Origin of the sequence: Aquabacterium sp. (genome assembly GCF_050725395.1) — a bacterium.
Lineage (GTDB): Bacteria > Pseudomonadota > Gammaproteobacteria > Burkholderiales > Burkholderiaceae_C > Aquabacterium.
Map to the genome: position 1 here is coordinate 265,877 of NZ_JBOHHL010000002.1, position 22,490 is coordinate 288,366.

The 22,490-nt window shown below is 65.7% G+C and carries 24 protein-coding genes; 7 read left to right on the forward strand and 17 right to left on the reverse strand.

Annotated elements, in window-relative coordinates:
• Nucleotides 1-5: 5 nt before the first annotated feature.
• The 12 genes from ACREB4_RS02585 to ACREB4_RS02640 all read right to left on the reverse strand — a co-directional run bounded on the left by ACREB4_RS02585 (nt 6) and on the right by ACREB4_RS02640 (nt 10,487).
• Nucleotides 6-1,022, reverse strand: a complete 1,017-nt coding sequence (locus tag ACREB4_RS02585; RefSeq protein WP_431586628.1) for a YeiH family protein — start codon at nt 1,020-1,022, stop codon at nt 6-8.
• The gene (locus ACREB4_RS02590; RefSeq protein WP_431586629.1) at nt 1,019-1,324 is read right to left on the reverse strand and encodes a gamma-butyrobetaine hydroxylase-like domain-containing protein; all 306 of its coding nucleotides are present in this window, start codon (nt 1,322-1,324) and stop codon (nt 1,019-1,021) included. Before ACREB4_RS02590 ends, ACREB4_RS02585 begins: the two co-directional genes overlap by 4 nt.
• 18 nt (nt 1,325-1,342) lie before the next feature.
• The gene (locus ACREB4_RS02595; protein ID WP_431586630.1) at nt 1,343-2,218 is read right to left on the reverse strand and encodes an ABC transporter ATP-binding protein; all 876 of its coding nucleotides are present in this window, start codon (nt 2,216-2,218) and stop codon (nt 1,343-1,345) included.
• Between the two features lie 12 nt (nt 2,219-2,230).
• Nucleotides 2,231-3,133, reverse strand: a complete 903-nt coding sequence (locus tag ACREB4_RS02600) for an ABC transporter permease (RefSeq protein ID WP_431586631.1) — start codon at nt 3,131-3,133, stop codon at nt 2,231-2,233.
• A gap of 21 nt (nt 3,134-3,154) precedes the next feature.
• Nucleotides 3,155-4,585: an ABC transporter substrate-binding protein gene (locus ACREB4_RS02605; protein WP_431586632.1), complete on the reverse strand. Its 1,431-nt coding sequence runs from the start codon at nt 4,583-4,585 to the stop codon at nt 3,155-3,157.
• Nucleotides 4,586-4,671: 86 nt separating this feature from the next.
• Nucleotides 4,672-5,793, reverse strand: coding sequence for an NAD(P)/FAD-dependent oxidoreductase (locus ACREB4_RS02610; protein WP_431586633.1), 1,122 nt, complete (start codon nt 5,791-5,793; stop codon nt 4,672-4,674).
• Nucleotides 5,790-6,125: a ferredoxin family protein gene (gene fdxA / locus ACREB4_RS02615; RefSeq protein ID WP_431586634.1), complete on the reverse strand. Its 336-nt coding sequence runs from the start codon at nt 6,123-6,125 to the stop codon at nt 5,790-5,792. Before fdxA ends, ACREB4_RS02610 begins: the two co-directional genes overlap by 4 nt.
• A 36-nt stretch (nt 6,126-6,161) precedes the next feature.
• Complete coding sequence (locus ACREB4_RS02620) at nt 6,162-7,115, reverse strand: HEAT repeat domain-containing protein (protein ID WP_431586635.1); 954 nt, start codon at nt 7,113-7,115, stop codon at nt 6,162-6,164.
• Between the two features lie 10 nt (nt 7,116-7,125).
• Entirely contained in the window at nt 7,126-7,359 is a 234-nt protein-coding gene (locus ACREB4_RS02625) for a 4Fe-4S dicluster domain-containing protein (RefSeq protein ID WP_230180168.1), read from the reverse strand.
• A gap of 31 nt (nt 7,360-7,390) precedes the next feature.
• Nucleotides 7,391-9,121, reverse strand: coding sequence for a fumarate reductase/succinate dehydrogenase flavoprotein subunit (locus ACREB4_RS02630; protein WP_431586636.1), 1,731 nt, complete (start codon nt 9,119-9,121; stop codon nt 7,391-7,393).
• 16 nt (nt 9,122-9,137) lie between these two features.
• Nucleotides 9,138-9,923: a GntR family transcriptional regulator gene (locus tag ACREB4_RS02635; protein ID WP_431586637.1), complete on the reverse strand. Its 786-nt coding sequence runs from the start codon at nt 9,921-9,923 to the stop codon at nt 9,138-9,140.
• A 111-nt stretch (nt 9,924-10,034) separates the two neighbouring features.
• Nucleotides 10,035-10,487 carry a GNAT family N-acetyltransferase gene (locus ACREB4_RS02640; RefSeq protein ID WP_431586638.1) on the reverse strand — a complete coding sequence of 151 codons (453 nt, stop codon included), beginning with the start codon at nt 10,485-10,487 and terminating at the stop codon, nt 10,035-10,037.
• A 78-nt stretch (nt 10,488-10,565) separates the two neighbouring features.
• On the opposite strand from ACREB4_RS02640, the gene ACREB4_RS02645 reads away from it, so the two are divergent.
• Nucleotides 10,566-11,180, forward strand: coding sequence for a helix-turn-helix domain-containing protein (locus ACREB4_RS02645; RefSeq protein ID WP_431586639.1), 615 nt, complete (start codon nt 10,566-10,568; stop codon nt 11,178-11,180).
• A 21-nt stretch (nt 11,181-11,201) separates the two neighbouring features.
• On the opposite strand, the gene ACREB4_RS02650 is transcribed toward ACREB4_RS02645, so the two are convergent.
• The 3 genes from ACREB4_RS02650 to ACREB4_RS02660 all read right to left on the reverse strand — a co-directional run bounded on the left by ACREB4_RS02650 (nt 11,202) and on the right by ACREB4_RS02660 (nt 14,483).
• The gene (locus ACREB4_RS02650; protein ID WP_431586640.1) at nt 11,202-12,650 is read right to left on the reverse strand and encodes an ammonium transporter; all 1,449 of its coding nucleotides are present in this window, start codon (nt 12,648-12,650) and stop codon (nt 11,202-11,204) included.
• A gap of 73 nt (nt 12,651-12,723) precedes the next feature.
• The gene (locus ACREB4_RS02655; RefSeq protein ID WP_431586641.1) at nt 12,724-13,293 is read right to left on the reverse strand and encodes a HutD/Ves family protein; all 570 of its coding nucleotides are present in this window, start codon (nt 13,291-13,293) and stop codon (nt 12,724-12,726) included.
• A 2-nt stretch (nt 13,294-13,295) separates the two neighbouring features.
• On the reverse strand, nt 13,296-14,483 hold the full coding sequence (locus tag ACREB4_RS02660; protein WP_431586642.1) for an NAD(P)/FAD-dependent oxidoreductase: 1,188 nt from the start codon (nt 14,481-14,483) through the stop codon (nt 13,296-13,298).
• Between the two features lie 149 nt (nt 14,484-14,632).
• Between ACREB4_RS02660 and ACREB4_RS02665 the strand changes: the two genes are divergently transcribed.
• The 6 genes from ACREB4_RS02665 (at nt 14,633) to ACREB4_RS02690 (ending at nt 20,966) form a co-directional block, all read left to right on the forward strand.
• Nucleotides 14,633-15,673, forward strand: coding sequence for a LysR family transcriptional regulator (locus ACREB4_RS02665; protein ID WP_431586643.1), 1,041 nt, complete (start codon nt 14,633-14,635; stop codon nt 15,671-15,673).
• Nucleotides 15,670-16,500 (forward strand): N-formylglutamate deformylase, encoded by an 831-nt coding sequence (gene hutG / locus ACREB4_RS02670; RefSeq protein WP_431586644.1) that lies wholly within the window; start codon nt 15,670-15,672, stop codon nt 16,498-16,500. The genes ACREB4_RS02665 and hutG overlap by 4 nt, the downstream gene beginning before the upstream one ends.
• 104 nt (nt 16,501-16,604) lie before the next feature.
• A complete protein-coding gene (gene glnT / locus ACREB4_RS02675) occupies nt 16,605-17,999 on the forward strand; it encodes a type III glutamate--ammonia ligase (protein ID WP_431586645.1) in 1,395 nt (464 codons plus the stop codon).
• Between the two features lie 13 nt (nt 18,000-18,012).
• A complete protein-coding gene (locus tag ACREB4_RS02680) occupies nt 18,013-18,921 on the forward strand; it encodes an amidophosphoribosyltransferase (RefSeq protein ID WP_431586646.1) in 909 nt (302 codons plus the stop codon).
• Nucleotides 18,909-19,598 (forward strand): protein glxC, encoded by a 690-nt coding sequence (locus ACREB4_RS02685; RefSeq protein WP_431586647.1) that lies wholly within the window; start codon nt 18,909-18,911, stop codon nt 19,596-19,598. Before ACREB4_RS02680 ends, ACREB4_RS02685 begins: the two co-directional genes overlap by 13 nt.
• Before the next feature lie 3 nt (nt 19,599-19,601).
• Nucleotides 19,602-20,966, forward strand: coding sequence for an FMN-binding glutamate synthase family protein (locus ACREB4_RS02690; protein ID WP_431586648.1), 1,365 nt, complete (start codon nt 19,602-19,604; stop codon nt 20,964-20,966).
• 15 nt (nt 20,967-20,981) lie between these two features.
• Here the strand turns inward: ACREB4_RS02690 and ACREB4_RS02695 are convergent, their stop codons facing one another.
• Together ACREB4_RS02695 and ACREB4_RS02700 are read right to left on the reverse strand one after the other, a co-directional pair.
• Nucleotides 20,982-21,629, reverse strand: coding sequence for a hypothetical protein (locus tag ACREB4_RS02695; RefSeq protein ID WP_431586649.1), 648 nt, complete (start codon nt 21,627-21,629; stop codon nt 20,982-20,984).
• 184 nt (nt 21,630-21,813) lie between these two features.
• A partial coding sequence (locus ACREB4_RS02700) for a hypothetical protein (RefSeq protein WP_431586650.1) occupies nt 21,814-22,490 on the reverse strand: 677 nt, incomplete at its 5' end.

Genomic DNA, 22,490 nt, shown 5'->3' on the forward strand with positions numbered 1-22,490 from the left:
TCTGTTTACCACATCAGGTGGACGCCGATGAGCGCCTGCGCACCGATGAAAAGGGTGTCCAGCAACAGCAGGGTGGGCAGCTTCCAGCCCGCCTCGAACAGTTGCCTCAGGGAGGTGCGCAGGCCCATGGAGGCCATGGCCACCAGGATGAAGAACTGCGAGGCCATGGTCAGCCCCGACCTCATGGCGGGCGTGAACAGGCCCGCCGAGTTCATGAACACGAGCAAGGCGAATCCAGCCAGGAACCAGGGCCGTGGCGGCGCCACCGCGCTCGCGTGCTCGACACGCTCCCGGAAAAACCAGGCGATCACCAGCACGGCCGGCACCAGCAAGGCCACACGCATCATCTTGGTGACCGAGGCCACATCGCCTTCGGCCGGCCCCATGTGGTAGCCCGCGCCCACCACCTGGGCGACATCGTGAACCGAAGCCCCCAGAAAGACACCCGCCTGGACGCCGCCCAGGTGCATCGCGTGCAGCATGGCCGGGTACAGGACCATCGCGCTGGTGGACAGGCAGGTCACGGTCACCACCACCAGCAGGACCAGCGCGGGCTTGACGCGTCTGGGGGTCAAGGCATCGGCCACGGCCAGCGCCGCGGAGGCGCCGCAGATGCCCACCGCCGCGCCCGCCACCACCGCATCGGCCAGGGGCGTGCGCAGCCAGCGGCCGATCACCACGCTGACCAGGATGGTGGACACCACGCACAGCGTCAGCAGGGCCAGGGTGTGCAGCCCCAGTTCCGCGCATTGGGCCCAGGTGATGCGGGCCCCCAGCAAGGCGACGCCGATGCGCAGGCCGCGCGACCCGCAATGCAGACAGGCCTGCTGGATGTGGGGCTGCTCGTGCAGGAAGTTCAGCACCATGCCCAGGAGCAGGGCGTACAGCAAGGCCGGTCCGCCCTGGTGATCGGTGAGGAACCGCGCCGCGGTCGCAATCGTGACGGGCAGCAAGGCACCTCGCGCCGTGGCCCCCCAGCGCAACCACCAGGATGGCGGACGAGCCAGGGCCAGGCCGGTCATGGTGCCGTGGGCAGTTCGGTGGCCTGGGCCTCGGCCAAGGTCAGCAGATAGGGATAGGGGTAGATGCCCCGCGCGTGGCCGTCCGAGAACTTCAGGTGGATGGCCGCGCCCATGGACTCCCAGCCCACGATGTGCGTGCCTTCGGCCACCAGCGGTGGCTCGCCCTTGCGCCGGCCCGACTCACAGAAGGCGCATTTGCAGGAAGCCCGCAACATCGCGTCCGGGAGGTCGATGCGGCGACCATCCTCCAGGCGCAAGGTCAGGACCTCGCGCTGCTGGTCGATCAACAGCTCTTCAATCATGGTCTGATCCCTTCTTATTCAATGCATGAGGCCTTCGACCCCACCGGGGCCGATCTCGGTGCTCAAACCTTGCAAAGCCCCGTCCTTCAGATCACCGCCCATCGCACTCAGGCTTTCCTCGCGGATCAATTGCTTGATCTGCTGCACGATGCGCAGGAACTCGGGCGAGCTGGTCATGGCGGGTGTGCGTGGGCGAGGCAGTGGCACGCGGATCTCGGCCTTGATGCGCCCAGGTCGCGCGGTCATCACGTAGATGCGGTCGGACAGGAACACGGCCTCGTCGATGTCGTGGGTGATGAACAGCACCGAGATGCGCAGGCGTTGCCACATGTTGGTCAGGATCTCCTGCATGACCACGCGCGTCTGCGCATCCAGCGCGCCGAAAGGCTCGTCCATCAGCAGGACCTGCGGCGACGTGGCCAGGGCCCGCACGATGCCCACGCGCTGCTTCATGCCACCCGACAACTGGTCGGGGTAGTGGTTCTCGAAAGCCAGCAGCCCCGCCATGGACAGCAAAGTCCGCGCGGTGGACACGCGCGAGGTGCGGTCCACCCCTTTCATCTTCAAGCCAAACTCCACGTTCTTGCGCACCGTCATCCATGGAAAGAGCGAGTACTGCTGGAACACCACGCCCCGGTCGGCCCCCGGCCCCTTCACGTGCCGGTGGTCCACCTGCGCGGTACCCGACGAGGCCTGCAGAAAACCCGCGACCACGTTGAGCAGCGTAGATTTGCCGCAGCCCGACGGCCCGATGATGGAAACAAACTCGCCGGGCTGCACCTGCATGGACACGTCGTCCACGGCCTGCACCAGGCGGCCCTGCGCTTCGAAGCTCACCTCGAGGTGCTCGACCTGGATCAGGCCCTTGACGTCACTGTGCGGATGTCGGTCCATGGTGTTTCTCCTTCAATCGTGGTTGGCGGCGTCGTAGGCCATCCAGGGCATCACCGAGCGCCCCACCAGGCGGATCAGGCCGGAACACAAGAGCCCCAGCACACCGATGACGATCATGCCGAGCGCGATTTCGGAATAGCGCACCAGCGAGTAGGCTTCCCAGGTGAAATAGCCGATGCCGAACTGGCCCGAGATCATCTCGGCCGCGATCAACGAGACCCAGGCCACGCCCATGCCCAGGGCCAGCCCGGTGAACACATGCGGCAAGGCACCCGGCAGGATGACCTCGAAGAACATGGCTCGCTGCGTGACGCCCAGGCTTTGCGCGGCGCGGACCAGCACCTTGTCGACCGCCTGCACGCCCTGCATGGTGTTGAGCAAGATGGGAAAGAAGGCGCCCAGGAAGGTGATGAACACGATGCTCACCTCGTTGCTGGGCCACAGCATGATGGACATGGGCACCCAGGCGATGGCCGGGATGGGCCGGAGCACTTCCAGCGCGGGGAACACCAGCTCCCGGGCTGTGCGAAACCGCCCCAGCAGCAGGCCCAGCCCCACGCCGATCACCGAAGCGATCGCGAAGCCCAGGAAGATGCGTTGCAGGCTCAGGTAGATGTGCTTCTGGAAGCGTGCGTTGGCGAACAGCGTCTGCGCGTCCTCCCACACCGCCGCCGGTGCAGGGATGTTGTTGAAGCGGATGTAGAAATCCAACCGGTACTTGACCGCCAGGTGCCACGCCAGCAGCAGCGCACCCAGCGACAAGGCGGCGCTCAGCGCGGTGCGCAAGGCGCGCCATGGCAGGCGGCGCGCGGGTTTGGCGGAAGCCGGGGCCGTGGCGGGCGCCACGACCACCAGGGGGGCCCCCGCCGCGAGGGACTTGGCCGAAGGGGCCATCACAGGTTCGGCGATGCGCATGGCGGACTCCTGTTCAATGGTTCACTTGATGAGCGCGAGCACTTGCTCGTAGGCCAGCACCCTGCCCTTGACCTTGGCGGCCATCTGCTCGGCATCCTTCCTGAGCAGGAAGGGTTCGATGACCAGGGCCTTGGGATCCTGGTCGTTGACCGCGAAGAAGGCCTTGTCGGCGAAGACCTTGATGTTCAGGTTCTGGTCGAAAAGGTAGGACGCCCCCACGGCCTTGCCCTGCCCTGTGAATTGCTTGATGGCCCCCAAGGTGCAAGCCGCGCTGCTGTAGGCGCTCAGTTCCCCAGACTTGAGCCAGACTTCGCCCGCCTCGATGGACTTGGCGATGGGCTTCTTGCAGAAAGCGTCCTGACCGGCGATCTCGCTGCCCGCGAAGCTGGCCTTCTGCGCTTCATAGTCCTCGCCGCGCTCCTTGAAGGCGGCGCGCACATAGCTGTCATCCACCCAGGCATTGACATCGAATTGCTTGACCCGGCCCAGGCGCTGCAGCACGCCGGTGTCGTACTTGATGGTCTCGATCCACTTGGGCTTGAGGGTCGGGTCCAGCGTGTGAATACCGGCCGGGCCCAGGAACATGTAGACCACTTCCTTGTCGATCTTGGTCCATTCGGCGATCTTCTCGGCGGCCAGCTTGGGGTTCTTACGCACCCAGTCGTTGGCCTCCATCACCGCCTTGAGGTAGCCCACCACGAACTCCGGGTACTGTTTGGCGAAGTCCTCGCGCACCACCACGCCGTGGAAGGTCGGCAGCTTGGTCTCCACCCCGTCGAAAATCTTGCGGGCGAAACCCTTGTGCGGCAGCAGCTCCATGAAGGGCACGAAGTCGGCGTGCGCATCCAGCTTCTTTTCCTGCAGGTTGGTGGTGCCCACTTCGGGGCTTTGCGAGGACAGGTCCCAGAAGTCGTCCTTCCAGCCGCGGTCCTCCATGGCCTTGAGCAACATGCCGTGCGCGGCCGAGCCGAAAGGGGCGGAGATGCGCTTGCCCTTCAGGTCGGACAGCTGGTAGTAAGGCGAGTCCTTGTGCACCACCACGCCATTGCCGGCGCCGAACTGGTTGTAGGCCAGGATGGCGATCAGCTTGCTCTTGGTGTCATTGCTCGCCTGGAAGGTGGCGCCGTTCACCAGCAAGGGGTAGTCGCCCATCATGCCGATCTGCAACTTGCCGGCCATCATGCCGTTGGTCACCGGCGGCCCCGAGGTGAAGTTCTGCCAGTCGATGACGAACTTGATGTTGGCGTATTTGCCGGTTTTGGGCAGGTTCTTTTCCAGCAGGCCCAGCTTGTCCAGCACGATGCCGCCAGTCACGGTGTTGGTGGTGGTGTTCTGGGTGCCGATGCCCACAACCACCTCTTGTGGAGCGGCCTGGGCCACGGTGGCCAAGACCCCCCAGGCCGCGCCCAGGGCCCAGCGGGTCAAGCTTCGATTCGATGAACTGCGGATCATGAAAGAACTCCTGATGCAATGCGTTGAAACTGGTCTTGGCTTGTCATGACATCTGCATGACGCGTGCCATGGCGATGGGCTTTTCCTCAATCGAGCACCGGGGTCTCCACACCCAACACCTGGTGCAATTTGGGGCTGGTGGTCGTGTACTGCAGGTGGATGCGCTTGTCGGGAAAGATCAGGGGCGCCGCCGCGAAGGCCGCCAGCGCGGCCTCATGGAAGCCACTGAGGATCAGTTTCTTCTTGCCCGGGTAGGTGTTGATGTCACCCACCGCGAAGATGCCCGGCACATTGGTGGCAAAGCGCTCGGTGTCGACCTCGATCTGCTTGCGGTCCAGGGCAATGCCCCAGTTGGCGATGGGCCCCAGTTTGGGGCTGAGTCCGAAGAAGGCCAGCACCGCATCGCAAGGCATGACCCGGGTCACCCCATCGCCCCCGGTCACCTTGACGGCGCTCAGGCGGCCATCGCTTTCCTGGTAGCCCGTGACCTGGCCGACCTCGAACTGCATCTCCAGCGCGGCGCAGTGCTCGCGCATCTTGGCCACGCTGGCCGGCGCGGCGCGGAATGCATCGCGGCGGTGCACCAGCACCACGCTGCCGGCCTGCTGCGGCCCGGGCTGCACGAAATTGAGCGCCCAGTCCAACGCCGAATCCCCACCGCCCACGATCACCAGGTTCTTGCCCGCGAAGTCGCTCGGCTTCTTCACGCGGTAGAACACTTGCGTGCCTTCGAAGCGGTCCAGCCCATCGACACGCAAGGCGCGTGGCTGGAATGAGCCCACGCCACCAGCGATGAAGATGGCCTTGGCCAGGAACTGCGTGCCTTTCGAGGTGGCGACCAGGTGGCGGCCATCGGCCTGCGGGATCACCTCTACCACTTCCTGCCCCAGGTGGAAGGTTGCCCCGAAAGGCTCGATCTGTTTCAGGAGGTTGTCCGTCAACTCCTGCCCGGTGCACACGGGCACAGCGGGGATGTCGTAGATGGGCTTGTCGGGATACAGCTCCATGCACTGGCCGCCCGGGTGGGCGAGCGAGTCAACGATGTGCGCCTTGATCTCCAGCAGGCCCAACTCGAACACCTGGAACAGGCCCACCGGGCCGGCACCGACGATGAGGGCATCGGTTTCGATGGGCTGGTCGGTGGGACCGCTGCAGGTGTTGAAGCTGGGGCGTGGCTCCAGCGCCGACAAGAGGGTGGGTGCATTCATGCTCGGGCCTCCGCGATGAGTTGGTCATGCTTGCCCTGCACATCACGCCAGTCATCGGCATCAGGCAGCGGCGCTTTGCTGGACGAGATCACCGGCCAGGTCTTGGACAGCTCCGCGTTCAGCGACAGGTATATCTGCTGGTCGGCTGGCAGATCACCTTCATCGACGATGGCGTTGGCGGGGCACTCAGGCACGCACACGCCACAGTCGATGCACTCGGTGGGGTTGATGACGAGGAAGTTCGGGCCTTCGTGGAAGCAATCGACGGGGCAGACTTCCACGCAGTCGGTGTACTTGCATTGGATGCAGGCTTCGGTGACGACAAAGGTCATGACACGCTCCTTCGTGTGTGTGATGCGCAGTTCGGTTCAGGCCGCCAGCCGCGACAGCGCCAGGCGCGCGAGCTTGCGCACATCGGGGTCGGGGTCGTTGGCGGCGTTCTCCAGCGCGGGCCGGGCCTCCGGGTCACCCACCTCGCCCAATGCCACGGCGGCTTCCTTGCGCAGGTTGCTGACCTCGTGGTTCAGGGCCTCGATCAAGGTGGGCAAGGCAGGCCGGGCCTTCAGCTTGCCGAGGGCGCGGGCGCAGGCCACGCGCACCTGCCAGTAGGTGTCGGCCATGGCCTGCATCAGGGCCGGCACGCAACCCGCCAGTTGCAACTTGCCTGCGGTGTTGGCCGCTTCCTGGCGCACTTGCCAGGACTCGTCGGTCAGCGCCCGCACCAGGGCCGGGCTGGCATCGGCGCCACTGGCAAAGCCCAGCCCGCCCACCGCCACCCGGCGCACTTCGGCATCGGGGTCGGACATCGCGGCTTGCGTCAGCTTGTGCAGGGCGCCGGGGTTCTTCAAGTAGGCGAGCACGCCCAGGGCCTCGCGCCGCACGCCGGCATCGCCGGAAGCGGTGGCGGCCATGGCCGGTTCGAAGGCGGCTTCGACACGCAAGGCGCGCAAGGCCTTCAGGGCATTGGCCTGCACCTGGGGTTCCGGGTCGCCCACCATGCCCAGCAGCAGACTGCCCCATTGCGGCTCCTTCAACTCGGTCAGGGTTTGCGCCACGGCCTGGCGCACCTCGGGGCTGTCGTCCTTGAGCATGGGCACCAGCAGGGACACCACCTCTTCCTGCTCGATGCCCTCCAGGGCCAAGGCCGCGTCGGCCCTCACGCCCGCATGCGCATCGCCGAGGGCGGCCATCAGCAAGGGGATGTAGTCGTCCTCCTCGCTGTAGGGCAGTTCGCGGATGGCCACGCGGCGCACCTCGGGATCGGCGTCGACCAGTTGCTGCCGTATCAGGCTGGGCTGCGCGAAGGGATGGGAAGCAATCATGGTGAGCCTTTCAGCGCAGCAGGTAGGGGATGCTGACCTCGACCGCACCGGTGGGGCAGTCGGTTTCGCAAGGCATGCAGTACCAGCACTCGTCGTACTTCATGTAGGCCTTGCCCTTGACCATGTCGATGGCCAGCACGTCGAGCGGGCACACATCGACGCACACGGTGCAGCCTTTCTGGGCAATGCATTTCTCTTCATTGATGACCACCGGGACGCTGGTGGGCGCGAGGGCTTGGGGCATGGTGTTCTCCTGGTATCAGGGCAATGTGGGATCAGGCGGCTTCGGCCTGCTTGACGACGCGCAGGCGGTCGTAGGCCTGCTTCTCGTCGTCGTCCAGCTTGAAGAGGTAAGGCTCGACCGGGCGCTTGAGGCTTTCCATGCCCTGGGCGCCCTTGCGCAGGTGGCAGTGGGTGAACCACTCGGCGTCGTTGCGCTCGGGGTGGTCGGCGCGAAAGTGGTAAAGGCCCCAGCGGCTTTCCTCGCGGAACAGCGAGGCGCGCGCGGCCATCTCGGCGCAATCGATGATGTGGTGCACCTCCATGCAGCGCATCAACTCGTGCGGGTTGCGCGCATGCATGGACGGCAGGTCGGCCCGAACCTGCGCCAGGCGGTCCAGCCCGATCTCCATCTTGCGGGTCACCTTGGGTGGCTGCAGGTAATCGTTGACCAGCCGGCGGATCTTGTACTCGACCTGGTTGGCGGGCAGGCCGTCGTCACGCTTGAAGGGGGCTTCGATGCGGGCCTTCTCACGCTCGATCAGACCCTCATCGACACGCCGCGCATCTCCCTTGGTGGCCACGTGGTCCGCCGAGTTTTCGCCGCAGAACCAGCCATACGTGAAGGCGCCCAGCATGTAGTTGTGCGGCACGGCGGCCATGTCACCGGCCGAGTACAGGCCGGGCACCGTGGTCTCGCCCCGCTCATTGATGTAGACGCCCGAGGCGCTATGGCCACTGCAAAAGCCGATCTCGGAGATGTGCATCTCCACCATCTTGTTGCGGTAGTCGGTGCCGCGCCCTTCGTGGAAGCGGCCGCGGCTGGGCCGCTCGTTGGTGTGCAGGATGGTCTCGATGGTCTGGATGGTCTCCTCGGCCAGGTGGTCCATCTTCAGGAAGACCGGGCCATTGCCGCTTTGCAGCTCGTTGTAGAACTCCATCATCATCTGGCCCGACCAGTAGTCGCACTCGATGAAGCGCTCGCCCTTGTTGTTGGCCGTGTAGCCGCCGAAGGGGCCGGTCACGTAGGCGCAAGAGGGTCCGTTGTAATCCTTGATCAGCGGGTTGATCTGGAAGCATTCCAGGTTGGCCAGCTCGGCCCCCGCGTGGTAGGCCATGGCGTAACCATCGCCAGCATTGGTGGGGTTCTCGTAGGTGCCGAAAAGGTAGCCGGAGGTCGGCAGACCCAGCCGCCCCGCCGCGCCACAGCACAGGATCACCGCCTTGGCCTTGATGACCACGAAGTCACCGGTGCGGCAGTCGAAGCCCATCATGCCGGCGGCCTCGCCGTGCTCGTCGAGCAACACCCGCGTGGCGATCACGCGGTTGGTGACCTCGACGCGGTGGCGCTTGAGCTGGCGGTACAGCACCTTCTTCATGTGGTGCCCCTCTGGCATCGGCAGCACATAGGTGCCGATGTGGTGCACCTTGCGCATGGCGTAGTCGCCGGTCTCGTCCTTCTCGAACTTCACGCCCCAGCGGTCCAGCTCCTCGATGGTCTTGTAGCTGTTGGCGGCGTAGGCGTGAACGGCGGCCTGGTTGACGATGCCATCGTTGGCGATGGTGATCTCTTTCACGTACTGCTCGGGCGTGGCGTGGCCCGGCACGACGGCGTTGTTCAGGCCGTCCATGCCCATCGAAATCGCGCCGCTGCGCTTGACGTTGGCTTTTTCCAGCAGCATCACGCTCAACTTGGGATTGCGTTCCTTGGCCTTGACGGCCGCCATCGGACCGGCCGTGCCGCCCCCGATCACCAGGACATCGACTTCGTATTGCACCGTGTTCATGGGCTTGCTCCGTGAATCAAGATTGGGGTTGGGACTGGCGGTCGATCCGCAGGCGGTACTGGAAGGCATCGCCGCGGTAGTAGAGGAACTCGTAGTCGACGGGGCGGCCGTCCTGCGTGAAGGTCAGGCGCTCCATCTTCAGGACAGGCGAGCCCTCCTCGACCTTCAACAGCTCGGCCAGGCTCTCGTCGGCCAGGATGGCTTCGATGCGCAACTCCGCCTGGCCCAAAGGCAACGCCATCTGGTTCTCCAGGATCGAGAAGATGTCGCGTTGCGCCAGGTCGGCGCGCTTGAGCTGCTCGCCGATGCTCTTTTCGAAATAGCTGACGTCGAGCGAAATCGGCTCGCGGTTGAGCAGGCGAACGCGGCGGATCTCAGTCACGGCGCTGCCCGTGGCCAGGCCCAGGCGCTCGGCCACCTGCCGCGTGGCTTTCTGCGTGCGCACGCTGATCAGGCGGTTGTAGGTTTCGTGGCCATGGCGGCCCATGGCTTCGCCAAAGCCTTCGAGCTGCCCCAGTTCCTGGAAGGCCTTGGGCTTGGACACGAAGGTGCCTTTGCCATGGATCTTGAAGATCAGGCTTTCGCTTTGCAGATCGCCCAAGGCCTGGCGCACCGTGATGCGGCTCACGTTGAAGGCTTCGATCAACTCGCTCTCGGAGGGCAGCTGCTGGTGCGGCTGGTAAGTCCCCTCCAGGATGCGGCGCCGCAGCTCTTCCTTGATCTGCGCGTACATCGGCTGGGGCGACAAGCGCAGAACCGGTGCGATTTTTTGAGGCTTGGGCGTCATCTTGGGGCGAACCATGTCGGGTTTTGGGGCAAGACGGCCAAACCACACTTGTTCTGACTCGTCATGACAAGTTCATTGCAAACCCTGTGCCAGAAGCCGCGGGCCGACTCGGCCCCGTCCAAAGCCTCAATCGAGGTGCAAGCGGAGCGGCACCATGGACGAAGCCCGGAAGCCGTGCCGTTCATAGAAGCGGTGGGCCATGAGGTTGTCGGCATCGGTCAGCAAGGTGATGCGGCGGCAACCGTGTGCGCGGGCCAGCGCGATCGCACCGTCGATCAGCAGCGCGCCCACGCCCTGGCCCCGGCATCCCGCATCCACGACCATGTCTTCCAGCCAGGCCACGCGCTCGCCCAAGGCTGTGGACACGGTGAACAAAAGGGTGACCATGCCGACCACCCGCCCCGCTTGCCGGGCCACCACGATCAGGCCGGTGTCAGCGCTGCCGATGATGCGCGCCAGTCCCCGCCGCTGCGCGGCCTCGTCGGGCCTGAACTCGGCCTCCTGCGTGAAGAGGGCCGTGAGCAGGGCGCTCAGGGCCGGCAGGTCGTCCAGCGTGGCTGGGGTGATGTCGATGCTCATGCGCCAAGGCCTCTCATGCGGAGGGCTCGTCGTACACTGAAACCAGTGACGACGAACCAGTTTGCCCACAGGATAGCCATGCCCACAGGAACACGCGCAGCCCCCCCAGGACAAGCCCCGTCGCTGGAAGAATCCGTGGGGGCGGCCATCCGCGAACTGAGGCAACGCCACGGCCTGACCATCGCCCAGGTGTCCGAGCAATCGGGCATCAGCCGGGGCATGCTGTCGAAGATCGAGACGGGGCAGACCTCAGCGGGCATGGACTCGTTGGCGCGCATCGCGCGGGCTTTGGGCGTGTCGATGTCCATGCTGTTCCGCAAGTACGACGCGTCGTCCAGCACGGCGCAGCACATCAAGAAGGGCATGGGGATGGAGGTGGTTCGGCGCGGCACGAAGAGCGGCCACACCTACCACCTGCTGGCTTACGACCAGGGCCCGAGCAAACTGTTCGAGCCCTTCCTCATCACCATGGACGACGACTCGCAGCGCTATCCCACCTTCGAGCACCCGGGCACCGAGTTCATCTACATGCTCGAAGGCGAGATCGAGTACCGCTGCGGGCAGGAGACCTTCGTGCTGGAGCCTGGCGACACACTGACCTTCGAAGGCTCGGTGCCCCATGGCCCCGAGCACCTCACACGCTGCCCCATCAAGTTCCTGTCGGTCATCATCTACCCGAAGGCCGTGGAGTAAACCGCCACGGCCTCTTGCTGATCAAGCGTGGTACGCGCTTTCGCCGTGCGCCGTCAGGTCCAGGCCCGTGCGCTCGTCTTCCACGCTGACGCGCAGGCCGATGGTCACGTCCACCAGCTTGAAGGCAATCACCGAGACCACGCCCGACCACACCACCGCGACGCCCACGCCCCACAGCTGGCTGAGCAGTTGCGCGTGCATGTCGAAGTCCCCGACCTTGTTGGCCACGTAGTCGTACACGCCCGGGCCGCCCAGTGAAGGCGACACGAACACGCCCGTGAGGATGGCCCCGAGGATGCCGCCCACGCCGTGCACGCCGAACACATCCAGGCTGTCGTCCATGCCCAGCAGGCGCTTGAGGCCGTTGACGCCCCAGTAGCAGGCCACGCCGGCCAAAAGACCAATGACCATCGAGCCCATGACACCCACGAAGCCGCACGCCGGCGTGATGGCGACCAGGCCCGCGATGGCACCCGAGGCCGCGCCCAGCATCGAAGGCTTGCCTTTGAAGATCGCCTCGACCAAGGTCCAGGACACCGTGGCCGCGCAGGTGGCCAGAAAGGTGTTGAGGAAGGCCAGCGAGGCGGTGCCCGTGGCTTCCAGGTTGGAGCCGACGTTGAAGCCGAACCACCCTACCCACAGCAGCGAGGCGCCGATCATGGTCATCGTCAGGCTGTGCGGGGCCATCAGCTCCTTGCCGTAGCCCGTGCGCTTGCCGATCATGAAGGCGCCCACCAGCCCGGCCATGGCCGCGTTGATGTGCACCACGGTGCCGCCCGCAAAATCAAGCGCGCCCTTCTGGAACAGGAAGCCCGCAGTCGCGGTGGCCTTGGCGGCCGCATCGGCATCGGTGTAGGCATCGGGCCCAGTCCAGTACCAGACCATGTGCGCCATCGGCAGGTAGCTGAAGGTGAACCACAGCACCATGAAGGCCAGCACCGCCGAGAACTTCACGCGTTCGGCCAGCGAGCCGATGATGAGGGTGGGCGTGATGGCCGCGAAGGTCATCTGGAAGGCGATGTACATGAACTCGGGCACCACCACGCCCTTGCTGAAGGTGGCGGCCACGCTGTCCACCGTCACGCCTTTCAGGAAGAGCTTGTCGAGCCCGCCGATGAAGGCGTTGCCTTCGGTGAAGGCCAGGCTGTAGCCATAGATGCACCACAGCATGCCCAGCAGGCAGAAGGTCACCATGACCTGCATCATCACCGAGAGCATGTTCTTGGTGCGCACCATGCCGCCGTAGAACAGTGGCAGGCCCGGCACGGCCATCATGATGACGAGCAGGGTCGCCACGATCATCCAGCTGGTGTCGCCCTTGTTGGGCACCGGGACCGCCGCCCCGGCAGCCGCCACGCTTGAGGCGGCCTCGACGATGGGGGCCGCGGCATCCTGGGCCAAGGCGGGCAAGGCCAGCACGCCAAGGGCCGTGGCCCCAAGCAATGCCAGCGTGGCGGTCAGACGTTTCATGGGGACATCCTTGTGGGTTGGTGGCCGGGTGATCCGTGGGGCGGGTGGCCTGTATGCAATCCACATGCCAAAGTCAGAGGGTGATGTGGGTGTGCAGCAGGAGGGTTTCGGGGGTTCCGAGGTGGATGAGGCCAGTGGCCGTTGTTGGCAGCGACAGCAGGTCGCCGGCTTCATGGTGCGTGTCGGCGCCTGGGGCGGCCAATGAGACTTGGCAGGCGCCGGCCAGCACCAGCACGATGTGGCGAGAGCTTGCTGATGCGTCAAGCGTCAAGGGGCCGAGCCCATGGCGGATCAAGCTCACCGTGGCCGAGACACGGCCACGCCGCGTCATCACATTCCAGAAGCGCGCCGGGCGGCCAGTCAAGGTCACGGCGCTGTCGGCCTCGCCGCTGAAGCGCACCGTGTCGCCGACCTGGGCCATGGTGTGCGGGGTGCAGGCCACGATCAAAGTCAGGGGGCCGCCAGCGATCAGCATGGCCTGGCGGTCCATGTGCGGGAAGCGTGAGAAGGCGCCGCTGGCCGTGATCTCGGCCGCGCTGACGCGCCACAACTCGCCACCGGCGTCTGACTCGCCACGCGCCACGGTGCGGGTCACGCCGCCACCATTGCGCCACGGCTCGGGAGGCAGCTCAAGCAGCTTCATGCTCAGGACACCGCGCCTTTGCCATACAGGCCGGTCAGCAATTGGCCGGTGCGGAATCGTTCCAGCGCATAGGGCGCCAGCGACACATCGGTGGGCAGCTCCAGCGCCTCTTGGGCCAGCAACCTGCCCACGCCCGGCGACAGCTTGAAGCCATGGCCCGAGAAGCCATAGCCCACGATCAGGCCTTTCACATCGGGCAGGCGGCCCAGCACCGGGTTCCAGTCGGGCGTGACGTCGTAGACGCCGGTCCACGACGAGGCCAGGCCTGCTTCGGTGTAGGTGGGAAAGCGCTGCGCCACCTGCTCGCCCACCTCGACCATGTAGTCCAGCGAGATGTCGCCCTGCTCGTTGTCGGGCGCGGGCAATGTCTCGCCCACGGTGCCCTCGCTCACCAGCATCTGCGTGCCACCATAGCTGCGGCAATACAGCATGCCCGGTGAGCCCAGGTCCTTGAACACGGGCATCTGGAAGGTGTAGGGCTGCGGGCCTTCCAGCGCCAACACCGCGTGGCGCTCGGCGCTCACGGGCGTGGGGATGCCGGTCCAGCGTTCGATGTCGGTGGCCCAGATGTTCTGCGTGCTGATCACGGTGCTGCTGTGGAAAGTGCCGTGCGAGGTCTCGACGCCAACCACCTGGCCGCCTTCGACCCACAAGCGCTGCACCTCGACGCCTTCCATGATCTTGGTGCCCAGGCGACGGGCCGCGCGCGCGAAGCTCGTGGCCGTCAGGTAGGCATCCGCGAAACCGGCGTCGGGCTCGTGGCCGATCAGCGCGGCATCATCGAAATGCGCGATGGGCAGCAGTTCCCGCGCCTGCTTCGCGTCGATCAGGTTCACCTCGATGCCTTGGGCCACTTGGCCGGCCAGGGCTTGCCGCAGCGGCGCCAGCTTGGGGCCTTCGGGCGCGCAGATCAGGTAGCCGCATTTCACCAAGCCGCTGGCCGCTTCCTCGTCGCCCAGGTAGCCCGCGAAGTCCTGGAAGATGGACCAGGAGGATCGGGCCAGCTCGACGTTCTCGCGCACGGAATAGTGCGTGCGCAAAATGCCGGAGGACTGCGAGGTGGTGCCCGCACCGATCTGGGTCCGGTCCAGCACCAGCACGCGCCGTGCACCGAAGCGCGCCAGGTGGTAGGCCACCGAACTGCCGATCACGCCGGCCCCGATCACGATCACGTCGTAGCTGTTGCTCATGGGAAGTCTTCAAGTCCGAAATGCAGGGTGAGCTCAGCGTAGAAGCGAGAAGCTGGCCCGCGCCTTGCATCAGCAAAACTTATTCAATGCTGAAGTTTTTCTGATGCATGACCCCGCCTGCTGCAAGGCAGCCCACCATGGAGTCCGCCATGAACGCCGCGCCAACCCTTGCCACCACCACCGCCCCATCCAGCACGGCGCACTGGCCCGATCTGCGCGCCCTGCACGCCTTCGTCACCGTGTGCGAACTGGGGTCGATGTCGCTGGCCGCCACGCGCCTGGGCGTGAGCCAGAGCGCCGTCAGCCAGATGGTCAAGGCCCTGGAAGCCAGCCATGGCTTGCAACTCTTCGACCGCGAGGTGCGCCCCGCCCAGCCCACGCGCGCCGGCCGCGCCCTGTTAGCCGCCTCGCAAGACTTGCTGACCCAGGCCCGTGCTCTGCACGAGCAGGTGCGCGCCAGCGCTCGGCAAGACATCGCCCACATCCGCCTGGGCTGTGTCGATTCCTTCGCCGCCACGGTCGGCCCTGAATTGATCCGGGCTTTGTCGGGCACCGCCCGCCAGATCCAGATGTGGTCGGGCCTGACGCCCGGCCTCAGCGCGCAACTGCAGAGCCGTGAACTGGACTTGGCCATCTGCACCGAGATGAAGCTGGACGACGCCCGCATCCAGCAGCGCCTGATCTGCTCCGAAGCCTGGGTGCTGGTGCTTCCCAAAGACCATGCCGTGCCGCCTTTGACATCGGCGCGCGAACTCGGCGCCGTGGCCGGCGCCCTGCCCCTGATCCGCTACAGCCAGCGCTCGGTCATCGGCCAGCAGATCGATGCCCTGCTGCGCCACCTGGGCATGCAGGCGCCGCGCCGCTTCGAGTTCGACGCGACCGACCCGCTGCTCAGCCTGGTGGCCGCCGGCCTGGGCTGGGCGATCAGCACGCCGCTGTGCCTGTGGCAGTCGCGCCAATACCTCGACCAGGTGACCGTGCTGCCCTTGCCGCCCACGCGATTGGGCCAGCGCGATTTCTACCTGTTGTCGCGCGAAGGCGAATGGCCTGGCCTGGGCCAGAACGTGCTGCGCGTGGTGCGCCAGCTGATTCGGCAGGACACCGCGCCCGCGATCGCCCGCGCCATGCCGGCCTTGCCGCGGCCCGCCTTGATCTGTCCCGACGACGACCTGAGCTCCTCTTCGCCATGACGAACCTCGACACCACCGACCACCCCATCTACACCTTGAAGCGCGGCCACCAGCCGCTGCTGATCTCGATCCCGCACCTGGGCACGTTGCTGCCCGACGAGGTGCGCATGCAGTTGCTGCCGCAGGCCGACGAACTCTGCGACACCGACTGGCACCTCGACCACCTCTACGACTTCGCGCTGGACATGGGCGTGTCGGTGCTGGGCGCCAAAGTCTCGCGCTACGCCATCGACCTGAACCGCCCCGCCACGGGCGAAAGCCTCTACCCCGGGCAGGCCACCACCGGCCTGTGCCCCGTGCAAACCTTCCGCGGCGACCCTTTGTACGCACCGGGCCACGAGCCCGACGACGCCGAGGTTCAACGCCGACTGGAGGCTTACTGGCGCCCCTACCACCAGGCCCTGCAAGCCGAACTCGATCGCCTGCGCGCCCTGCACGGCCAGGTCGTCTTGTGGGAAGCGCATTCCATCGCCAGCGTCTTGCCCATGCTCTTCGAAGGCAAGCTTCCGGACCTCAACTTCGGCACCGCCGAGGGCCGCAGTTGCGCGCCATCGATCATCGATGCCGTGCTCGCGCAACTGCCCACGCCAGGCCCGCTCACCCACGTGCACAACGGCCGCTTCAAGGGCGGCCACATCACCCGCCACTACGGCCAGCCCTCGCAAGGCGTGCACGCCATCCAGTTGGAGATGTGCCAGAGCCTCTACATGGAAGAACAAGCACCGTTCGCCTACCTGCCCGACCTCGCCCTGCAGGTGCAGCCGCTGCTCAAACGCCTGATCGGCACCGCGATCACACAGATTTCCTTGACGCCATCCGGCGCCTGAGTTAGATTCACAATAAGAACATTAGATTCATTACAAGAAACAACGCTGAGGCTTTCGCAAACCACGCCATCTCATCCAAAGATGCCTTGCAGGAGCCCATTCCGATGAACGCCATCACCCTCGACGGTCGCGCCGCCAACGCGGCCCAACTGCCGCCCCCGCAGCGCTTCACCCACGTCAAAGACGCCCAGCGCTACCTCACCGAACAAGGCGTCGGCTACGTGCTCGCCCAGTTCGTCGACATCCACGGCGTGGCCAAGGCCAAGTCCGTGCCCGTGGCCCACCTGCCCACCGTGCTCAGCGACGGCGCGGGCTTCGCCGGCTTCGCCATCTGGGGCGTGGGCATCGACCCGCACGGCCCCGACTTCATGGCCGTGGGTGACCTCGCCACCATCAGCCTCGTGCCCTGGCAACCCGGCCTGGCCCGCATCGTCTGCGAAGGCCACGTCAACGGCGAGCCCTGGCACTACGACAGCCGCGTCACCCTGCGCCGCCAGATCGACCGCCTGAGCGCCAAAGGCTGGACCTTGTTCACCGGCCTGGAGCCCGAGTTCTCATTGCTCAAGCGCGGCATCGAAGGCCGCATCGAGCCTTGTGATTCGAGCGACAGCCTGGCCAAGCCCTGCTACGACTACAAGGGCCTGTCGCGCACACGCGTCTTCCTTGAGCGCCTGTCGGACGCGCTGCGCTCGGTCGGCATCGACGTCTACCAGATCGACCACGAAGACGCCAACGGCCAGTTCGAGCTGAACTACACCTACACCGATTGCCTGACCTCGTGCGACCACTTCATCTTCTTCAAGATGGCCGCCAGCGAGATCGCCAACGAGCTGGGCCTGATCTGCTCCTTCATGCCCAAGCCTTTCTCGAACCGTCCGGGCAATGGCATGCACATGCACCTGTCCATCGGTGATGGGCAGCGCAGCCTCTTCCAGGACAAGGCCGACCCACGCGGGCTGGAGCTGTCGAAGATGGCCTACCACTTCCTCGGCGGCCTGCTCGCGCACGCACCCGCCTTGAGCGCCCTGTGCGCGCCCACCGTCAACTCCTACAAGCGCCTGGTGGTGGGGCGCTCGCTCACCGGCGCCACCTGGGCCCCGGCCTACATCAGCTACGGCGACAACAACCGCTCGTGCATGGTGCGCATCCCCAAGGGCCGCTTGGAGCTGCGCCTGCCCGATGGCGCCGCCAACCCCTACCTGGCCACCGCCGCCGTGATCGCCGCCGGCCTCGATGGCATCGAGCGCGAGCTGGACCCGGGCGAGCCCTGTAACGCCAACCTCTACGAGTGGAGCGAGGCCCAGTTGAAGGAAGCCGGCATCGGCCTCTTGCCGCAGAACCTCGACGCGGCCTTGAACGCGCTCGAAGGCGACACCGTGATCCGCCAAGCGCTCGGCCCCGTGGCCGACGAGTTCATCAAGCTCAAGCGCATGGAGTGGATCGAGTACATGCGCCACGTCTCCGAATGGGAGATCAAGAGCTACCTGGAATTTTTCTGAAAGAGAACACCCCATGTGCGGAATTGTCGGACTTTTGTTGAAAACGCCCTCGCTGCGCGGCCAGCTCGGCGAGTTGATGGTGCCCATGCTGATCGGCATGACCGAGCGCGGGCCCGATTCGGCCGGCCTGGCCGTGTTCTCTCAGCCTTTGGGTGAAGGCCAACGCAAGATCAGCGTGTACTCGGGCCTCACGTCCGAAGCCGATCGCCACGACTGGCTTGCACTGACCAGCGCTTTGAACGAAGCCTTGAAGGTCAACGCCACCTCGCAGGTCAAAGGCAACCACGCCATCATCACCTTCGAAGGCGAGGTGACGCCGGTGAAAGACTGGCTCAAGGCCTTCAACCCAAAGCTCCACCTCCTGTCGACCGGCCGCAGCATCGACCTCTACAAAGACATCGGCACGCCTTCGCAAGTGGCGGCGCGCTATGGCTTCAACCAACTGGCCGGCAGCCACCTGGTGGGCCACACGCGCATGGCCACCGAGTCGGCCGTCACGCCCGACCGTGCCCACCCTTTCACTGCGGGTGAAGACTTCTGCCTGGTGCACAACGGCTCGCTGTCCAACCCCAACGGCATCCGCCGCATGCTGGAGCCGCGCGGCATCCAGTTCGAAACCGACAACGACACCGAAGCCGCCTGCCGCTTCCTGGAATGGCGCCTGCGCGAAGGCGACGACCTGCCCACCGCTTTGCACAACGGCTTCGAGGCCCTCGATGGTTTCTATACTTTCCTGATGGGCACGGCGACCGAGCTGGCCTTGATACGCGACCCCTTCGCCTGCAAGCCCGCCGTGGTTGCCGAGACGGACGACTACGTGGCGATTGCCAGCGAGTTCCGCTCGCTCGCCCACTTGCCCGACATCCAGCACGCCAAGGTGTTCGAACCCGCCCCCGAGGAGATGTACGTATGGAATGCTTGAGCTTCGATTTGAGCAGCGCCACCGTGCGCCAGCTCAACCAGCATCTGCACGGCCCGGCCCTTGAGCTGGCCGACCAGCACGTGGAGGTCTTCAACCCCGATGGCGCGCACAACCTCGCCGTGGGCATCAACGCGCCGGTCAAGGTCACCATCCACGGCCACGCGGGCTACTACGCCGCCGGCATGAACAAGTTCGCCGACGTGACCATCGAAGGCAGCGCCAGCACCGGCGCGGCCGAGAACATGATGAGCGGCAAGGTCCACATCAAGGGCTTCGCCTCGAACAGCGCAGGCGCTTCGGCCCACGGTGGCCTGCTGGTCATCGATGGCGACGCCGGCCTGCGCTGCGGCATCTCGCTCAAGGGCGGGGACATCGTGGTCGGCGGCTCGGTCGGCAGCTTCTCGGGCTTCATGGCGCAAGCGGGCCGCATGGTGGTCTGCGGCCACGCGGGCGATGCGCTCGGCGACTCGCTCTACGAGGCCGTGATCTACGTGCGCGGCGACATCAAGTCATTGGGCGCCGACGCGCAGATCGAGCCCTTGCAAGACGCCGACCTCAGCGCCTTGACGCAACTGCTGCAAGACGCCGGCTTCGACCACGACCCGCACAGCTTCAAACGCGTGGCCTCCAGCCGCAGCCTGTACCACTGGAACGCCGACGCCCATCAGGAGTACTGACCCATGAACGCCCCCACCGAACACCCCATCGCCTTCAAGCCCCTGCAACGCGAGGAGTCGGCCCTGTTCGACCGCAGCACGCTGGACTACATCCACCGCGCCTCGCAAACCGGCCTGTACGAAATCCGCGGCCTGGGCGCCAAGCGCGCGTTGCCGCATTTCGACGACCTCGTGTTCCTTGGCGCCTCGCTGTCGCGCTATCCGCTGGAGGGCTACCGCGAGAAGTGCAGCACCCGCACCGTGCTGGGCACCCGCTTCGCCAAGAAGCCCATCGTGCTGGACACGCCCATCACCATCGCCGGCATGAGCTTCGGCGCGCTGTCGGCCAATGTGAAGGAAGCCCTGGGCCTGGCTGCCACGGCCATGGGCACCTCGACCACCACGGGCGATGGCGGCATGACGCCCGAAGAGCGTGAATCGTCCAAGACCCTGGTCTACCAATGCCTGCCTTCGCGCTACGGCTTCAACCCCGACGACGTGCGCCGCGCCGACGCCATCGAGGTCGTGCTCGGTCAAGGCGCCAAGCCCGGCGGCGGCGGCATGCTGCTGGGTCAGAAGGTCAACCCGCGCGTGGCCAAGATGCGCACCCTGCCCGAAGGCGTGGACCAGCGCTCGGCCTGCCGCCACCCCGACTGGACCGGCCCCGACGACCTCACCATCAAGATCCAGGAACTGCGCGAGCTCACCGACTGGGAGAAGCCCATCTACGTGAAGGTGGGCGCCACCCGCGTCTTCAACGACGTGAAGCTGGCCGTGCACGCCGGCGCCGACGTGATCGTGGTCGATGGCATGCAAGGCGGCACCGCGGCCACGCAGACCTGCTTCATCGAACACGTGGGCATCCCGACCCTGGCCGCGGTGCGCCAGGCCGTGGCCGCGCTGGAAGACCTGGACATGGTCGGCCAGGTGCAGTTGATCGTGTCGGGCGGCATCCGCACGGGCGCCGACGTGGCCAAGGCGCTGGCCTTGGGCGCCGATGCCGTGGCCATTGGCCAGGGCGTGCTCATGTCATTGGGCTGCAACCGCGACACCTACCAGCAAGGCGGCCAGTTGCTCAGCGCGCAGGCCGACTACGCGGCCCTGGGCACGCAAGCAGGCTTCTGCCACCACTGCCACACCGGCCAATGCCCCGTGGGCGTGACCACGCAAGACGCGGTGCTGGAAAAACGCCTGGAGCCCGCCTGGGGCGCCAAGCAACTCAAGAACTACCTGAAGACCTTGACGATGGAGTTGACCACCTTGGCACGGGCCTGCGGCAAGCAGAACGTGCACCACCTGGAACCCGAAGACCTGGTGGCCTTGACGGTGGAGGCGGCGGCCATGGCGCGGGTGCCACTGGCCGGCACCAGCTGGATCCCGGGCGCCTGAGCAGAGCCTCCTGGCTCAGCTCGCGGCCGAAGCCACCAAGCGGCGGGCTTCGGCTTCCGCGCGCTTCTTGCGCGATGTTTCGTCGCTCACGGCATCTTTCAGCAAGGAGGCCTGCAGCTTCTGGGCTTCTGGCTTGTCCAGGTCGGCATTGGCCACACGCTGGGGCAGGTCGTCCAGCAGTTGTTCGGCCAACAACTGGCGCTTGGCCATGTCACTGGAATGCTCCATCGATTGCCACAGTTCCAGCTGCTTCATGAAGCGCAGCTTGTTGACCAGGCGCGTCAGCTCCGCGTCGGGGGTGGCGTTTTGTTGGGCAACGCCTTTCAGCATCATCCATTCGACTTCGGACACGAAGGCGGGGCGGTCCTTGATGGGGCCGGTGATCGGCTTCATGGTCGGCTGGCGCTCGATTTCCTTGGCGGCGGCGGCCTGCTGGGCCACCAGGCCCGCTTCGGTGCTGGGCAGCTCGGAGACCGCCGGTTTGGCCAGGGCCAGGGCCGCGACGGTTTCGGTGGCGGGCGAGGAGGCCGCCACGGGCTCACTGGCCGCCGGGTCATCGCGGTGGGACCACCACCACAACACCGCCGCCATCGCCGCGCCAATCAGGGCCAACAACGTGAGCCATTGCTTGCCTGAATTCCGCACCACTTGAACTTGTGCCATCTTCTGGATCCTTGGTTGATTGCGCACTTGCGACAAACCGATGTCAACGGGCAGTGTGCACAGGGTGGGACAAAATGCCCAGTCAGATGAAACCCGCGCGAGAAAACCCGTAGAAAAAACAAGAGGCCGGCCCGCCCGTTTCCAGGTGGGCCGGCCTCGGCTTTCAACTCAACTCAGGCCGCGATCAGAACTTCCTGGGGGCAGGAGGCTTCACGGTGAACGAGTAAGTCTGGCCAGGGCCGGACATGACCGCCGACAGGATCGCCGACACGCCACAACCCTTCAGTTGCGGGAAGGTCGTCGTGCCCGAGAAGGTCAGGTTGCCATTGCCCAGCGACGAGACAGGACCGTCGAAGTTGATGGGGAACTCGACCGGGGTCACCGTCTTGCACGCACCGATCGGCAGGCCCGACAGCGAGGTGATGGTGATGTCGGCCTTGGCCAGACCATGCACGTGCAGTTGGCCGGCGTTGTCCAAGGTCACCGTGCCGGTGGCGTCGCCCACGGGGGTGATCTTCATGCCGACTTGCGAACCAATGCCCAGGATTTTGATCGACTGGCTGAAGTCAGGCACCGACAGGTTGCCGGTCAGGCGCTGGGCGGTGATGTCGGTGTCGGCCGTGAAGGTCGAGGTGGTGGGCAGGTTCACCGTCTGCCCCAGGGTCTTCAAGCCCACGTTGGCCACCAGCGGCCAGCTCTTGAGCGAGACGACGAAGTTGCCCTTGTTGGGGTTGGCGGTCGACTTGGGTTCGGCGTTCAGCGTGAGGCAGGTGCCCAGCGTGGACTTGCCGGCGAAGCGGTCACCCAACCAGGTCAGCACCGTGGGCGCGGCCTGGAACTGGGTCACGATGTGCTCGCTGG